Here is a 16,916-nt window from a genome sequence, read left to right as displayed (position 1 = left end):
ACAAACGACCTATTGAAGCAATGCTGTACTCAATTATTTAAAACAACATATAATGAGCGAGAAACTCTATCCTTTAAAATTTGAACCCCTATATCAATACCGATTGTGGGGAGGGCGACGATTGGAACATTTGCTGTCAAAACCGCTTCCCAAAGAAGAACCTGTGGGCGAAGCGTGGCTATTGAGCGATCGAAAAGATCATGCGAGCAAAGTCGTTGATGGAGCGTTAAAAGGAAAAACCATCACGGAATTGATGCAAAAATATCCCGTAGAAATAATGGGTAAAAACAGTCGTCACTTGGAGCGCTTTCCCCTCTTGTTAAAATTCTTGGATTGTCATGAAGTCCTGTCGGTACAAGTGCACCCTTCTGATAACCAAAGGGCCTATATCCCTAAAGGTGATACAGGAAAGACTGAAGCTTGGATAGTTTTAGAAACGGCAGACGATAGCATTATTTATGCAGGTCTGAAAAAAGGAACCACCAAAAAAGATCTGATGGAAGCTATTGAAAACAACTCAGTTTCAGACAAGCTTCACAGGTTCATTCCTAAAGTTGATGATGCTGTTTTTATCCAGTCGGGGACTTTGCACACGCTGGGTGGTGCTGTAGTTTTTGAAGTGCAGGAAAACTGCGATGTAACGTTCCGGCTATACGATTGGGATAGAAACGATCCTAAAACAGGAAAACCTCGGGAACTTCAGGTAGAAAAGGCTATTGCCTGTATTGACTATCATCAGGTAGAAATTGGCCCCATCACTCCTATAAAAAGCGCAGAAGTAAAAAATGCAGAGCAGCTTTTCGACAATGAACATTTTAAATTATGGCGCATTGAGAGTGATACTCCAGTTGATGTGGGCTTCGAAAAAGAGCCCGTAATTTTGGTTTGTATCGAGGGTAGCGGAAGTATGGATTACCAAAACGAAGCATATGCAATATCGAAAGGGGAAGTGCTATTATTGCCAGCAATTGTTGGACAGCTTCAATTGAATCCGGAGAATAAAATCACACTGTTACAAATAGCAATCCCCAAAAAAAACAGTAATAAAAAGTCATGAAAAACTTAATTGTTTTTGATTTGGACGGCACATTAGCTAAAAGTAAATCGCCCATTGACCCAGAAATGTCTGAACTTTTGGAGAGTTTACTCAATGTGGCCCAAGTGGCTATTATTTCTGGCGGCGACTGGCCTCAATTTGAGAAGCAGGTGTTACATCAACTACCCCAGAATACATTGCTGAAGAAATTGAACATTTTACCTACCTGCGGTACCAAGTTTTACAGATATAAAGATGATTGGCAGCAGTTGTATGCTGAAAATTTCACCAATGGGGAAAGGAAGGAAATATTAGATAGCTTACACAAAGCTCTCGAAGCCTCCAATTTAAACATTAAAAAAACCTGGGGAGAACAAATTGAGGATCGCGGGAGTCAGATCACTTTTTCAGCACTCGGTCAACAAGCGCCACTCGAGGAGAAAAAGAAGTGGGACCCTGATTTTTTAAAACGTAGAAAAGTAGTCGATCATCTTAAAAAGCCTCTTAAACAGTTTTCAATAGGTATGGGAGGAACGACATCCATAGACATTGTAAAGCCTGGAATTGATAAGGCTTATGGCATTCAGAAACTCCAGGAGATTTTAGGAGTAGAAATTGATAAAATGCTCTTTGTTGGTGATGCCTTATTTGAAGGTGGCAACGATTATCCGGTACGAAAAACCGGTGTGGATTGCATCCAGGTGAGAGATGCTGAAGAAACCAAAAGCATCATCCAAACCATTATAATGTGTTCAACAGATACTAAATAGACGTAAATAGTTATGATGCCATTCAAATTACATCGAATTTGCACACTTATGAAACCAGAAGAGGGTAACGAATTGGAAGTAGAAGGCGTGTTAAATCCTGCTGTAATTCGTGGTCCTGATGGTGAACTTTATATATTTCCAAGGTTGGTGGCGAAGCATAACTATTCACGAATTGGCATGGGCAAAGTGATATTTGACGAAACTGGAGATCCTTTAGGCGTGGAGCGCCTAGGCGTAGCTCTAGAACCAGAAATGGATTATGAAAAACGACCAAATGGCGGTGGCGGCTGTGAAGATCCAAGAATAACCTATGTAGATTGCATTGGTCATTATATGATGACCTATACGGCTTATGGTCCTAAGGGACCTCGTATCGCTATGGCACGATCTAAAGATCTTTTTAATTGGGAACGGATGGGACTTGTGTGCTTTTCTGCTTATAAAGATGTTGATTTTAACGGAATTGATAATAAAGACGCCAGCTTCTTTCCAACCGATCTCCCAAGTCCGCATAACCATATGTCTTTGGCCATGTTAAATAGGCCGTTGTTTCCAGGTACCCGACCAGAAGAAATAGTGAAAAACGATGACCTTCATAAAGTAGATCATCAGAAAGAAAGTATTTGGATCTCGTATTTCAATCTTAAAAAAGGGAAGGATACATCCTTAGAAAATGCAAGATTCACTTCCCACCATTGCTTGGCGCATCCTGAATACCCATGGGAAAATTTGAAAATAGGCGGTGGTGCACCGCCCATTTTGACAAAACATGGTTGGTTATTGGTCTATCATGGCGTTCAAAAACACGAAGATTCTACTAAACATCAGCCTGCGTTTTATTATTCTGCTGGTGCCATGATTTTGTCAGAAACACAACCCCAAAAAGTCATCTATCGATCACCTGAACCCATTTTGATTCCCAATCTGCCTGACGAAAGAATTGGAATAGTTGGCAATGTTGTATTTCCTACAGGAACAGATCGTAGAGATGATATTGGTCAACCCAATAGAGTTGATGTGTATTACGGAATGGCCGATAATAGAATAGGTGTGGCTAAAATGCAAATCCCAGACATCCTACCAACCTACCAACCATAAAAAATCAAAAGTTTGTAATAAGATTTCAAATTGCCAATCATCAATCGACTTTACTTATTTTCGCCACTTTTTATACGCATTGATCAATCCATTGGTAGACGCGTCGTGCGATTCAATTTTAGTGTCATTCTCCAATTCTGGCAATACTTTTTTTGCCAATTGCTTACCGAGTTCCACACCCCATTGGTCAAAGCTGAAAATATTCCAAATAACACCCTGCACAAATATTTTATGTTCATAAAGTGCGATGAGAGCGCCTAATGAAAAGGGCGTAATCTCTTTAAGCAAGAAGGAATTGGTAGGTTTATTCCCCGTAAACACCTTAAAGGGAATCAATTTCTTCATCTGTGCCTCATTCATCTTGTCATCTTTCAGTTCAGAGGCTACTTGATCGGCATCTTTTCCATTCATGAGTGCTTCCGTTTGGGCGAAAAAATTGGACATTAATATGGAATGGTGCTCACCAATTGGGTTGTGATTTATGGCAGGCGCAATAAAATCGCAAGGAATTATATGTGTGCCTTGGTGGACCAATTGATAAAAGGCGTGTTGGCCATTGGTTCCGGGTTCGCCCCAAACAACAGGACCTGTGCTATAGGAGACGTCGTTTCCGTTACGGTCAGTATGTTTACCATTACTTTCCATATTTCCTTGTTGGAAATAGGCTGGGAAACGGTGCATATATTGATCGTAAGGCAAAATAGCTTCCGTTTCAGAGCCAAAGAAATTGGTGTACCATATTCCTATAAGTGCCATAATCACGGGAATGTTTTCTTCAAAATCGGCCGTTCTAAAATGATGGTCGGTGGATGCGGCACCTTTAAGCAATTGCTCAAAATTGTCGTAACCAATGGTCAGCGCAATGGAAAGTCCGATACTGCTCCAAAGACTGTAACGTCCGCCTACCCAACCCCAAAACACGAACATGTTTTCGGGTGCAATTCCGAATGCTTTTACCCCTTCTTCATTTGTAGAAAGTGCCACGAAATGTTTGGCTACTAATTTTTGATCCTTGGCAGATTTTAAAAACCAATCCCGTGCGGTGTGGGCATTGGTCATGGTTTCTTGAGTCGTAAACGTTTTAGAAGCAATGGTGAACAGCGTTTCCTCGGGATTCAAATCTTTCAGTGTTTCCACAATTTGAGTCCCATCCACATTTGAAACGAAATGGGCCTGAATGCCTTCTATCCAATACGGTTTTAATGCCTCAGTGACCATAACGGGCCCCAAATCACTGCCGCCAATGCCGATGTTTACAATAGTCTTGATGTTTTTACCGCTATAACCTTTCCATCCGCCGCTGTGGATTTTTTCGCAAAAGGTTTTCATTTTCTGACGCGTCGCTCGAACTTCTTGCATAATGTCTTTGCCATCTATCGTCATCGGTTGGTCCGAAAAGCTTCTTAACGCCGTATGCATAACCGCCCGATCTTCAGTTTGGTTGATCTTTTCGCCAGCAAACATGGCTTCCCGTGCTTCATTTACCTTGCAATCTTCTGTTAATTGCAACAACTTCTCAAGGGTTTTTTCGGTGATGATGTTTTTGGAATAGTCAAAAAGAACCTCTCCAAAAACGATGCACATCTTTTCAAACCGTTTTGGGTCTTTCTCGAAGAGGTCTTTCATTTGGACGTTTTTCATTTCTTTTTGATGCGCAACTAATGCTTTCCAAGCGGGGGTTTCTGAGGGATTGATTTTAGGAAACATAATTTGACGTTTTAAATTAGTGAAACTCAATTTTTAAAAGTTGCGAAGCAAAGCATTGAAAATTGATAGTTGAACTAATCCCGATTTTCAGCGGGATCTTTGGGTTTTATTCCTTAAAGCTCTGCGTCAGAGTAAAAAAAGTATTTCTAATTTGATACCTCGTACCCTTGGGTCGAGGTAGTTCATTAATTATTAATTCATTTTTGGTACCCAGACCTGCCAAGTTTTATCCCGATAGCGATCGGGAGTGTCAGGTCTCATTACAACCTTGAAGCCGCAGCCGTATCCAAATACCAAACCACTTTGTGGTCATCAGAATTGATCAAACGGGCCGGATACTGCACTACTGAACCCGATTTATCTTCCAAAATTTGAAACACAGCCTCTGATTTATCTTTTCCAAAAACCAAAAAGCCAATATTTTTGGCTTGATTGATTAGCGGTGCGGTCATCGTAATCCGATACATGTCCACTTCTTTTACAAACACTGATTTGATGGTAGCCTCGGTTTCATCCAAAACATCAGTATTCGGAAATAGGGAGGCGGTGTGCGCATTCTCACCAATTCCTAAAAGCAAAAAATCGAATTCCACTGGTGTTTTTTGAAAATGTGCTGCTATAGATTCCGCATACTTTTGAGCCGCCTCTTCAGGAGAACCAGTAGTATCAACTTTAAAAATATGCGAATTCTTAATTTTTAAAGGATCGAATAAAGCTTTTTTTGCCATAAGCGAATTTCTTTGGGAATTGCCTTTTGGAACGAAGCGTTCATCACCAAAGAAAAAACAGGTGTTCTCCCAATCGATTTGGTTTTTATTGGGTTCTGAGGCTAATAACTTATAAAGTTTTCGGGGCGAACTTCCTCCTGACAATACAAAGTTGAACTGTCCACGCGTGGCAATGGCTTCTTTCGCAACATCACAAACGGCTTGAGCTAAAGCCGTTATTAAATCATTAGTGTTGTCGTAAATTTTGATATTCATAATTAGTCTTTTTTATTTTTTTCTGGAAGGTTAAACCAATGGTAACCATCTTTTGCAATTAGGGCTTCAGCGTTTTGGGGTCCCCAAGAATCCGCTGTATAATTTGGAAAATTCGAATTGGTATTCTTCTCCCAATAGTTGAGGATTGGCATAATCAATTCCCAGGCAGCTTCTACTTGGTCTGCTCGCATAAACAAAGTTTGATCCCCAGTAATGGCATCGAGTAGAAGGGTCTCATAGGCTTCAGGTGCATCTGATTTTTTACTTCCAGAATAATCAAAAGCAATATCCACCGTGTTTAATGTCATTTCAAGCCCTGGTTTTTTGTTTTGCAATTGAAAACGAATCGACATATCAGGTTGGATGCTGATCACCAAACGGTTCTGTTTGGGCACTCCGGAATCCTCAGAAGTAAAGATATTGTGTGGAATTTCCTTAAATTGGATAGTAATGATGGAGGCCTTTTTAAAGAGTCGCTTTCCTGTTCGCAAATAGAAAGGTACACCTTGCCAACGCCAGTTATCTACATACAGTTTTAGTGCGGCATAGGTGTCTGTGTTGGACTTGGGGTTTACATTTTTCTCTTCCCGATAACCCAAAACTTCTTTACCTTCTATCCATCCCGAACTGTATTGACCGCGGGCTGAGATAGTTTCAATTTTGCCCGGTTCAATTTTACGCATGGCTTTAAGCACATCCACTTTCCGATCGCGCACCTCATCAGCTTCGAAATTTATGGGAGGCTCCATGGCAACAATGCAAAGCAGTTGCATGAGATGATTTTGTATCATATCCCGCATGACGCCGGCATGGTCAAAATAATTACCACGACTGCCCACGCCGAGTTGCTCTGTGACCGATATTTGAACGTGTTCCACATGGTTTCGATTCCAAAGCGGCTCCATAATCGCATTCGCAAAGCGAAAGGCCATGATATTTTGAACGACTTCCTTACCCAAATAATGATCAATACGATAAATTTGGGTCTCATCAAAAATGTCAAGTAATCTGTTGTTCAGCTCTTTTGCCGATTCAAGATCACTGCCAAAAGGTTTTTCTATGATAATGCGGGTCGTTTCCGGATGGTTTTCGAGTTTGCTTTTGGCAATGTTCTCAGCAATCGTACAGAAAAAATGAGGTGCAACTGCGCAATAGTAAATGATGGAAGGTGTTTCTTTCCATTCTTTTTTATAGTTTTCAATAACGCTTCCAAACGCTTTAAAGGTTGAAGAATCGTTAAGATCGGCAATCAAAAAACTAATATGGGATGAAAATTTTTCCCAATCTTCTTTTTTGGATTTGCCGTTTCGTGAAAATTGATTCACTGCTGCTAATAGTTCTCCTTTATAGGTGCCGCCGTTCAATTGAGTTGACGAACTGCCTACGATCGCAAAATTTTCGGGCAACCAACCATCCAGAAAAAGATTATAAAGGGCGGGTATTATTTTCCGTTTGGTCAGATCTCCCGTACCTCCAAAAATGATAAAAATTGTGGAATTGGCTTTATTATTCGTTGTCTTTCCCATGTCTTGTCAATTTAAAATCCACTAATTGGAAAACTCAGTTAATTACCAGCTTCCCAGTCGGTATGAAAGCTGCCTTCTTTTCCTTTAAGTTCATAGGTGTGCGACCCAAAATAATCGCGTTGCGCCTGAATAAGGTTGGCAGGCATTTCTTCACTCCTGAAATTATCAAAATAGCCTAAAGCCGCAGCGTATGCCGGCACGGCAATGCCGTTGCGGGCAGCCTCTGAAACGACGGTTCGAATGCCTGGAATGCTTTCAACAAGATTTTGATGAATGGCAGCATCTAAAAACAAGTGTTTCAATTTTGAATCTTTTTTATAGGCCGTATAGATGTCTTCTAAAAATTCTGAACGAATAATACAGCCACCACGCCAAATTTTTGCTATGACATCGAGATTGAGCTGGTAGTGATATTCCTCATTGGCACGGTAGAGGAGATGCATACCCTGTGCGTAGGCAGATACCATGGCGAAATAAAAGGCCTGTTCAAGTTTGGAGATATGTTCATCATTTTTGTTATGATAGTGGATTTCCTCAGAATCTGGATACATTCTTGAAGCTGTGGTTCGCAAATCTTTGTACTTAGAAAGATCGCGCATGGACACTGCAATATCAATTATGGGGACGGGAAGGTTGAGGTCCATTGCCGCTTGTGAGGTCCATTTACCCGTACCTTTGGACTTCGCCTCGTCTTTGATAGCTTCTAGTAAGAGGTGATCTGTCCCCCTTTTTTTGTACGCAAAAATATCGCGGGTAATTTCTATAAGGTAAGATTGCAATCGGCCTTCGTTCCATTTTTCAAAGATGGCGTGGATGGCGTCATGTTTCAGGTGTAAACCGTTTTTTAAAACTTCGTAAGTTTCAGAAATCAATTGCATTATTGCATATTCGATGCCATTGTGTACCATTTTCACAAAATGCCCCGCCGATCGTTCTCCCATATAGGCCACTGTAGGGTCGCCATTGACCTGCGCAGCAATTTTGTCGAGAATAGGTTTTACAATTCCATAAGCTTTTTTATCGCCTCCTGGCATCATACTCGGGCCTCGTCTTGCACCTTCTTCACCACCCGACACGCCCATTCCAATAAAATGATAGCCTTTGTTCTCCAAATCCAAATACCGCCGATCGGTATCGGTAAAATGCGAATTGCCACCATCTATAATGATGTCCCCATTATCAAGAACCTCAATTAATTCTTCAATAACGCCATCGACAATTTTACCAGCTGGAACAAGCAACATGACAACTTTTGGCGAAGACAAGCTATCGATAAAGTCGTTCATATCCGTAAAACCTTGAATGGATTCAGGGTTTAATTTATTGAGTGCCGCTACTTTATCAGCGCTGATATCGTAACCAGCGCATTTATAACCGTGATCAGCAATGTTTTGTAAAAGATTGGATCCCATGGTGCCGAGTCCAATCATTCCGAATGTATTTTTAGGTTCTTTAGTCATTATTGTGTTTTTAAATTAGTGAAACTCAATTTTTAAAAGTTGCGAAGCAATGAATTAAAAATTGTTAGTTGAACTAATCCCGCTTTTTAGCGGGATCCTTGGGTTTTATTCCCCGACGCNNGGAACTTCTACTTGATACCTCGTGCCCTTGGGTCGAGGTTGTTCATTTCTCAAGAATATATCTTGTGTTGTCATAGTTTTCATGAAGCATACTACGGATGCCTTGTTTTTTTGCTGCATCGACTAGCATTGGCCTATCATCGAGGTAAAGACATTCCTCTGGATTAACCCGAGTGATTTTTAGAGCGGTTTGATAAATACGCGGATCCGGTTTTCTACAACGAAGATAACAGGATGAAAAAAAACCGTCAAATACATCGTGAAGTTTAAATCTTTCTATGCGATACTCATTGAGCTCCAAACTTTCGTTGTTAAGGGCAAATACGGGCAGTATGGTCTTTTTTTTCCATGATTTTAACCAGGACAACATTTCGGGTAATTCTACTGACTGTTCGTACATAAACTGCTTAAAATCAACTTTAGTAAAATCGCGCGATTGGTTAAATAGCACCGTATCGAGATAGTCGTCTAAAGAAATGCTCCCAATTTCACAAACATTGTAAATGAAATGGTGCAAGATGTCCATCTCCTCATAATCAAATCCAAAGATTTTTGCTGCCTTCTGACGTGATTCATGTCCCCAGCCATTGGTGAGCAATACGCCGCCGACATCCATAAACACCACTTTTATTTTCGAGCCCTTAAAATCGATCATTGCTCTAGCTTTTTCTTGCGTTTTTGGTCCGCGATACTTTTGATTAAATTTTCGTAGGCTTTGTTGAATTTTTCGATGCCTTCGTTTTCTAACTTTTGGGTAATTACATCAATATCAATCCCTAAATTCTTTAAGTTATCCATGGCGGTATTTGCGCTTTCGATGTCTTTGGTTACCGTATCGGCTGCCGTTCCATGATCCCGAAAAGCATCTATGGTTTCCATGTGTAGGGTGTTAATGGTATCTTTTCCAATTAAAGGTTCCACATATTTGACATCACTGAAGGACGGATCTTTAGCGCTGGTACTTGCCCAAAGCACACGTTGAGTTCGTGCGCCTTTTGCTTCAAGCTTTTTAAAACGATCGCTTGCAACCATATCGAGATAGATTTGATAGGCTTTTTTTGCTGATGCAATGGCGATTTCTCCAATGAGATGATCAGCACTTTTTTCCTTTAGCATCGGATCGACCATTACATCAATTCGGCTCAGAAAGAAGCTGGCTACAGAAGCGACGTCCTTTATGGAATGTCCTTCTTTGAGCCTATCTTCAAGTCCGCCCATAAAAGCTTCGGTTATTTCCCGATAGCGTGGAAGCCCAAAAAGAAGCGTAATATTGATGTTGATACCCTCGCGTAAACATTCACGTATGGCAGGAAGACCTTGTTTTGTTCCAGGAATTTTTATCATGACGTTTTTTCGGTCTGCCTTTTTCCATAGCTCACGCGCTTGTTCAATGGTGCCGTCGGTATCCTGGGCCAAATAAGGAGATACCTCTAAACTTACGAAGCCATCTTTCCCTTCCGTTTTATCGTATACAGGTTTAAACAGATCTGCTGCTCTTTGAATATCTGCAATAGCCATCTCGAAAAAAATGGCGACGTTTGTGTCTGTTGTTTCTGAGAGTTTGGCAATGTCATCGTCATAGTCCGAGCTCCCGCTAATGGCTTTTTCAAAAATGGAAGGGTTTGAAGTAAGTCCGCGTAAGTCGTCGTCATCTATTAGACTTTGCAATTTGCCAGAGTCCATGATGTTGCGATCAAGTAAATCAAGCCAGATACTCTGACCATGTTCTTGTATTTTATTGAGTGGATTCATTATAATTTGTTTTAAATTTTTGAAAACTTCAGCTTTCTATTACTTTACTTATTTTCCAGTTTTTGAATTTTTTGCAATCGCCTGACATGTCTTTCTGCACCGATGAATTTGGCGTTTAAAAACGCAAAAACCAGCTCTTCTGCACTGGCATATCCGGTAATGCGACCCCCAAGACAAATTAGGTTCATGTTATCATCTTCCACACCCTGGTGAGCGGAAAAATGTTCAGCAATCAAGGCTGCTCTCACCCCCGTAATTTTGTTTGCTGCAATACAGGCACCCACACCGCTTCCACATATGGCGATACCCCGAAAAACTTCTCCAACCGCGACTGCTTTTGCTAATGGAATGACGAAGTCAGGGTAATCATCGGTGTTGTCCAATACCTTTGCACCAAAATCCATAGGCAGGAATTGGTTTTCAATTAGAAAGGATGCCATCTTTTCTTTGAGTTCAAAACCGCCGTGATCTGCACAGATTCCTATTTTTTTATGTGATTTTTTTGGCATTGTAATTTGTTTTTTCCTCGCAAAGGCGCAGAGAAACTTGCGTTATCCAGTGTGTGTTTGTGAACTACGCTGTTATCCGTTTAAGGGATACATCAACATAAGTATTCATTTTAGTTCTTATTAGAAAGCAAAGTTTTCGCTCGTTTTACGACATTTTTTACAGAAAACCCATATTCTTTCATGACTTCATCACCAGGTGCCGATTCACCGAATTTGTCGATGCCGATCACATCCCCATAGTCGGTCGTATATTTTAGCCATCCCACGGCAGAGCCAGCTTCTACTGCCAATCGTTTGCGTAGGTTTTTCGGTAATACCTTTTCGCGATATGCAGCACTTTGAATATCAAATAAACTCCATGATGGCATACTCACCACGCGCGCTTTAATGTTGGTTTTTTTCAACTGCTCTTGTGCTTCCAAGATCAAATGGACTTCAGAACCTGTGGCAATCAATATAATTTCCGGATCACCATCAGAGTCCGAAAGAATATAGGCACCTTTCTCTAAATTTTTTGCATGGGCATATTTTTTTTGATCCAGGATGGGAACGCCTTGTCGGGTTAAAACAAGGGCCACTGGTCCCTCAGTGTGATTGATGGCCACGCGCCACGCCTGTGCGGTTTCGTTGGCATCTGCGGGACGGATGACGGTCAAATTTGGTATCGTACGGAGTGCTATCAATTGTTCAATAGGCTGGTGGGTGGTACCGTCTTCGCCTAATCCAATACTGTCGTGAGTAAACACCATAATCGGACGGATTTTCATAATGGCCGCCAATCGTAAGGGTGGACGCATATAATCCGAGAAAATCAAAAATGTGGCACCGTAGGGGATGAGGTAGTTGCTGAGTGCCATACCGTTGAGTATGGCTCCCATAGCGTGTTCGCGAATTCCGAAATGGAAGTTACGACCGTTAGGGTGTTTGGTAGAAAAGGATGGGTAAGCATCGAGATTCGTATCGGTAGACGGTGCTAAATCGGCTGAACCTCCAATTAATTGCGGTAAATGTTTTGCGATGGCATTCAGAGTTTTGCCGGAAGCTTTCCGAGTTGCCATTTTGTCGCTTTGGATAAACGTTGGAAGCTCTGCTTCCCAACCGTCTGGTAATTTTCCCGAACTGATTGTTTCATATTCCTTGACAAGATCAGGGTGTCGTTTTTTGTAGTTTTTATAAAGAGCCTTCCACTCTTTTTCATTTTCTGCGGATGTCTTAGCCGCTTTATGGTAATAGTCCAAAACAGCATCTGGAATACTAAAGTTTTTATCTGGATCGAAGCCGAAATTTTCCTTGACCAATCGCACTTCATCAGCACCCAAAGGCGACCCGTGTGCCGCTGCAGTACCCTGTTTATTAGGACTTCCGTAACCAATAATACTGTGAACAATGATCAACGAAGGGCGATTGGTATCTTCTTGGGCGTTTTTCGTGGCTATAGAAATGGCTTCTAAATCGTTGATGTCTGGAATGTTTTGAACATGCCAGCCATAAGCTTCAAAGCGTTTTGCCACATCTTCATCAAAAGTCAGATCTGTATTGCCTTCGATGGTAATGTGGTTGCTGTCGTAGAAGTAAATCATATTTCCCAATCCGAGGTGCCCGGCAAGGGAAGCAGCTTCTGCCGAAATGCCTTCCATCACATCGCCGTCGCTGCAGATGGCATAAATTTTATAATCAAATATTTTGAAGTTCGGCTGATTGTAACGCGCCGCCATATATTTTTCGGCAATGGCCACTCCCACGCCATTGGCGAATCCCTGACCTAAAGGTCCTGTGGTGACTTCGATGCCGGGCGTCAGACTATATTCAGGATGGCCGGCGGTAATGCTGTGCAGCTGTCTGAAATTTTTAAGGTCTTTAAGGGTGATGTCATATCCGGTTAGAAACAGATAGCTGTACTGTAACATACAGGCATGCCCGCAGGAAAGGATAAATCGATCACGATTTGCCCAGTCGGGGTTTCTGGGATTGTAGTGCATGATTTCCGACCATAACACATGACCTAATGGCGACAGTGCCATAGGGGTGCCAGGATGCCCTGAATTTGCTTTTTGAACGGCATCGGCCGATAGCACTCGAACTGTATCAATACATTCTTGAATTATATTTTTGGTTTTCATGTTTTAATGCATCTAATTACAAGGCTTATAAACCATTGGTTTCCATTGAAAATTTATAGGCGCCACGATGTGCCAGAGCGCTCAGTTTTGCCCGATGATAAAGCAACTTTTGAGCGGTTTCTACATTGGCATCCAGTCCTTTCCAAGCCTCTAAACAGGGCTGTTGAATGGCTCTTGCGAAAGAAAATCCCACATTCCAGGGAAGGTGGTCTTTATAGCTTTTATTGATGGCATTTAAATGTTGGGCGGCTTGTTGCGGAGATTGTCCGCCCGAGAGAAATGCAATGGCCGGCACAGTCGCTGGGACAGCAGATAAAAAGCACTTCACGGTTGCTTCAGCGACTTCATCAATACTTTTTTTTTCGCCACTTTCTTTTCCGGCAAGCACCATGTTTGGTTTTAGAATGATGCCTTGAAGATCAACACGATACTGATATAATTTCTCAAAAAGGCCTTTCAACGTTTGTTCTGTGACCTCATAACATCGCTGCATCGAGTGAGTACCCTCCATCAACACTTCGGGCTCTACAATAGGGACTAAGCCTGACTCTTGGCATAAGGCAGCATATCTAGCCAAGGCCTGTACATTGGCCTCTATACAGGTTTTTGTTGGGATACCATCGCCAATAGTAATGACGGCACGCCATTTTGCAAAACGAGCGCCTAAATTTTTATAGTCAGCCAATCGCTCTCGCAAGCCATCTAAACCTTCAGTAATCATTTCATTAGGGAAACCTGCCAAAGCTTTGGAGCCCATATCTACTTTTATCCCCGGGATAATTCCTGCATTTAGCAATTCAGTAGCTATGGGTATTCCGTTATTGGTTTGCTGCTTGATGGTTTCGTCATACAAAATTGCACCCCCTATGCTCTCGTTCAATCCTGGGGTGGTAGCAATGAGTTGGCGATAGTTGCGTCGCATTTCGAAGGTTTGGGGAATGCCATGAGCTAAAAACCTTTTGTCACAGGTGGGCGTACTTTCATCCATTGCCAAGATACCTTTGCCATTGGCAAATAATTGCTCGATCGTGTTTTTTAGAAGACTTGTATGCATCACATGGAGTTGGATTTCACTCTACTAAAGATAAAAATCAATTCTGAGGGAAATTTATATATTCCGATGTATAACTTACATTATTCTCACTTCAACCACCTCTTAAAGCAAAGGGGGTGATCAGCATGTACTTCAAACTAAAATAGCCGTGTTTATAGGGCTTTTAATTGGGCGATAGTATGGTTAGGATTTTTGGATTTAAAAATAAAACTACCAGATACCAACAAGTCAGCGCCCGTAGCAATAAGCTTTTTGGCATTGGTTAAATCAACGCCTCCATCAATTCCTATGATTATTTTAGCGTCGCTTTTCTCAATTAGATGGCGGGCAAGTTCAGTTTTCTGATAGGTATGTTCTATGAGTTTCTGTCCACCAAAACCTGGGTTGACAGACATGATAAGCAGCTGGTCAACCTCCTCAATAATGGCGTCGAGATTATTGATAGCCGTATGTGGATTTATAGCGACGCCTGCTAGCATGCCTTCTTGTTTAATAGCGTGAAGCGTGCTATGCAAATGCGTGCAGGCTTCCATATGAACGATTAAAGTGTCCGCACCTGCGTCCTTAAATTGTGTGATGTACCGTTCGGGTTGGATGATCATTAGATGCACATCCAAAGGTTTGGATGCATATTTTTTTATGGCTTTGAGTACGGGAAAACCGAAAGACATATTGGGCACAAAAACGCCATCCATAATATCAACATGAATACGGTCTGCCTCGCTCTTATTGAGCATTTCAATGGCGTTTGCCAGATGAGCAAAATCAGCTGATAAAATTGAAGGAGCGACAAGGTGGGACATTTGTTTTAGTTTATTACAAGGTAAGAATAAAGAGCATACACGTGGCTGATATCTAGCATAAATCAATAGTAAAAAGCAGGTGGGAATACTGTAAATATTATGCTTGCCTGTGTAATATAATTATGATTAAAACATCCCAACTTTACACTGCGGGATATTGAAAAATAATAAAACCCATCGCATATTTGGGTCATATATTTAAGCTTAAATCTAGTTTCCCATGGCAAAAAAGCTCAATCAACTTGAAGCCACTGCTATATGTGGTAATGACATCAGCTCTTCTTGTCTCTATGTGTCCGCTTTAGCAATTGTTTATGCCGGCCAATACGCATGGATTTCGCTTTTAATGGTAGCCACAGTACTATTTTTCTTCAGAAAAATTTATGGCGAAGTTGTAGGGGCTTTACCGTTAAATGGTGGTGCCTACAATGCCTTGTTAAACACAACCAAAAAATCGACCGCCTCACTTGCTGCAGCTTTGACGGTACTCTCTTATATGGCCACGGCCGTGATTTCAGGAAGTGAAGCCGTAAAATATGCCCATAGTATTTGGACAGTTATCCCCGTGCTTCCGGTAACCATTGCGTTGCTATTGGTATTTATGGGCTTGGTTATTTTGGGGATAGGCGAATCTTCAAAGGTTGCGATTATCATTTTTGTTTTTCATTTGTTTTCCTTGTTCATTCTCTGTGGCTTTAGCCTTATTTATTTCGCCGAAAATGGCACAGGCACCTTGATCTCAAATTTCAAATTACCAATAGAAGGCAGTATTTTTAGTGCTTTGTTTTTAGGGTTTTCGGCTGCGATGCTCGGGATAAGTGGTTTTGAAAGTTCTGCCAATTATGTTGAAGAACAGCAGAAAGGTGTTTTCCCAAAAACCTTACGAAATATGTGGATTGTGGTCACGGTATTCAATCCTTTGATTGCATTTTTGGCATTGGCAATTATTCCCATCAGTACCGTGGTCCACTATCAAGACGCCTTACTTTCTGTAATGGGATCTACAGCTGGTGGCCATTGGCTTTCATTGCTGGTGGCAATTGATGCTTCCTTGGTGTTAAGTGGGGCAGTATTGACCTCATTTGTGGGGGTAGGTGGCCTAATGAAACGCATGGCGTTAGATAGAATCTTGCCAAAAAACCTCTTAAAAAGAACTAAGAATGGGAGCAATTATTTAATATTCATAGCATTCTTTGTGTTATGTGTCTCTATTTTATTGGTCACCAAAGGCGATTTAGCAAAATTGGCTGGAGTGTATACCATTGCTTTTCTTTCAGTCATGATTTTATTCGGGATTGGAAATTTACTCTTAAAGCTTAATCGTTCCCGATTACCAAGACCAGAAAAATCCAGTTGGTTGGGTCTATTTATTGGAATTTTTGCAGTGTTGGCGGCTATTATAGGCAACGTGATTTTAAATCCGCATTATTTGGCAATTTTTATGGAATATTTAATTCCGACCCTTATTATCGTGTTTTTTATGCTGTACAGGGTCCGAATTTACAAAACAGTATTGATCATGTTGGAATATAGTTTTCCGGAAAAAGGTTTTGTGTTTGAGAAATTACATCGTAAAATCAAAGAACTACTGAATAATGTCCATAAACAGCAATTTGTGTTTTTTACAAATCATGACAATATCGTGACTTTGAATATTGTTATCATGTACATCATTAATAATGAAGCGGCCAGAAGACTCAAAATCGTATCCGTTTTAGAGGCTGGTAAAAGTGCCAACAAGCAATTAAAAAAAGACATCAAAACATTAGATAGGGCATATCCCAATATAAGTGTGGAATTTATTGAAGAATCAGGCATATTTGGCCCAGCGAAAATTAAGGAGTTGTCGACACGTTGGAATATCCCAACCAACTTTATGTTTATTGGTTCACCGGGTGAAGGATTTCCTTTTAAAATTGAAGAATTGGGAGAAGTCCGTCTTATTATTTAACAGATTAAATACGTTGGATTACAAAAG

14 protein-coding genes are annotated in these 16,916 nt (G+C 41.1%); 4 read left to right on the top strand and 10 right to left on the bottom strand.

Annotated elements, in window-relative coordinates; translation table 11 throughout:
• Positions 1-52 precede the first annotated feature (52 nt).
• Genes JEM65_RS13950 through JEM65_RS13940 form a run of 3 tightly spaced genes read left to right on the top strand, consistent with a single transcriptional unit; the run spans position 53 to position 2,904 of the window.
• The gene (locus JEM65_RS13950) at positions 53-1,057 is read left to right on the top strand and encodes a type I phosphomannose isomerase catalytic subunit (RefSeq protein WP_199600648.1); all 1,005 of its coding nucleotides are present in this window, start codon (positions 53-55) and stop codon (positions 1,055-1,057) included.
• Positions 1,054-1,806, top strand: a complete 753-nt coding sequence (locus JEM65_RS13945; RefSeq protein WP_199600646.1) for an HAD-IIB family hydrolase — start codon at positions 1,054-1,056, stop codon at positions 1,804-1,806. The genes JEM65_RS13950 and JEM65_RS13945 overlap by 4 nt, the downstream gene beginning before the upstream one ends.
• A gap of 48 nt (positions 1,807-1,854) precedes the next feature.
• Positions 1,855-2,904 carry a glycoside hydrolase family 130 protein gene (locus JEM65_RS13940; RefSeq protein WP_199600644.1) on the top strand — a complete coding sequence of 350 codons (1,050 nt, stop codon included), beginning with the start codon at positions 1,855-1,857 and terminating at the stop codon, positions 2,902-2,904.
• Between the two features lie 54 nt (positions 2,905-2,958).
• On the opposite strand, the gene pgi is transcribed toward JEM65_RS13940, so the two are convergent.
• The 10 genes from pgi to rpe all read right to left on the bottom strand — a co-directional run bounded on the left by pgi (position 2,959) and on the right by rpe (position 14,938).
• Positions 2,959-4,611 carry a glucose-6-phosphate isomerase gene (gene pgi, locus JEM65_RS13935; RefSeq protein ID WP_199600642.1) on the bottom strand — a complete coding sequence of 551 codons (1,653 nt, stop codon included), beginning with the start codon at positions 4,609-4,611 and terminating at the stop codon, positions 2,959-2,961.
• Between the two features lie 260 nt (positions 4,612-4,871).
• Positions 4,872-5,594, bottom strand: coding sequence for a 6-phosphogluconolactonase (pgl, locus tag JEM65_RS13930; RefSeq protein ID WP_199600640.1), 723 nt, complete (start codon positions 5,592-5,594; stop codon positions 4,872-4,874).
• A 2-nt stretch (positions 5,595-5,596) separates the two neighbouring features.
• A complete protein-coding gene (zwf, locus tag JEM65_RS13925; RefSeq protein ID WP_199600633.1) occupies positions 5,597-7,120 on the bottom strand; it encodes a glucose-6-phosphate dehydrogenase in 1,524 nt (507 codons plus the stop codon).
• Between the two features lie 38 nt (positions 7,121-7,158).
• Entirely contained in the window at positions 7,159-8,580 is a 1,422-nt protein-coding gene (gene gndA, locus JEM65_RS13920; RefSeq protein WP_199600630.1) for an NADP-dependent phosphogluconate dehydrogenase, read from the bottom strand.
• 163 nt (positions 8,581-8,743) lie between these two features.
• Positions 8,744-9,355 carry an HAD family hydrolase gene (locus JEM65_RS13915; RefSeq protein WP_199600628.1) on the bottom strand — a complete coding sequence of 204 codons (612 nt, stop codon included), beginning with the start codon at positions 9,353-9,355 and terminating at the stop codon, positions 8,744-8,746.
• Positions 9,352-10,452, bottom strand: coding sequence for a transaldolase (gene tal, locus JEM65_RS13910; RefSeq protein WP_199600626.1), 1,101 nt, complete (start codon positions 10,450-10,452; stop codon positions 9,352-9,354). The genes JEM65_RS13915 and tal overlap by 4 nt, the downstream gene beginning before the upstream one ends.
• 44 nt (positions 10,453-10,496) lie before the next feature.
• The gene (locus tag JEM65_RS13905; protein ID WP_199600624.1) at positions 10,497-10,961 is read right to left on the bottom strand and encodes an RpiB/LacA/LacB family sugar-phosphate isomerase; all 465 of its coding nucleotides are present in this window, start codon (positions 10,959-10,961) and stop codon (positions 10,497-10,499) included.
• 110 nt (positions 10,962-11,071) lie between these two features.
• Positions 11,072-13,081 carry a transketolase gene (gene tkt / locus JEM65_RS13900; protein WP_233530662.1) on the bottom strand — a complete coding sequence of 670 codons (2,010 nt, stop codon included), beginning with the start codon at positions 13,079-13,081 and terminating at the stop codon, positions 11,072-11,074.
• A gap of 25 nt (positions 13,082-13,106) precedes the next feature.
• A complete protein-coding gene (locus JEM65_RS13895; RefSeq protein WP_199600620.1) occupies positions 13,107-14,135 on the bottom strand; it encodes a class I fructose-bisphosphate aldolase in 1,029 nt (342 codons plus the stop codon).
• Between the two features lie 152 nt (positions 14,136-14,287).
• The gene (rpe, locus tag JEM65_RS13890; RefSeq protein WP_199600618.1) at positions 14,288-14,938 is read right to left on the bottom strand and encodes a ribulose-phosphate 3-epimerase; all 651 of its coding nucleotides are present in this window, start codon (positions 14,936-14,938) and stop codon (positions 14,288-14,290) included.
• Positions 14,939-15,158: 220 nt separating this feature from the next.
• Between rpe and JEM65_RS13885 the strand changes: the two genes are divergently transcribed.
• Positions 15,159-16,889 (top strand): APC family permease, encoded by a 1,731-nt coding sequence (locus JEM65_RS13885; protein ID WP_199600616.1) that lies wholly within the window; start codon positions 15,159-15,161, stop codon positions 16,887-16,889.
• The last annotated feature ends 27 nt before the right edge of the window (positions 16,890-16,916 follow it).

This window comes from Gelidibacter salicanalis, from assembly GCF_016469035.1.
Taxonomy (GTDB): Bacteria; Bacteroidota; Bacteroidia; order Flavobacteriales; family Flavobacteriaceae; genus Gelidibacter; species Gelidibacter salicanalis_A.
Note: the sequence above shows the minus strand (reverse complement) of the source record. Positions and strands in the feature narration are given on the sequence as shown.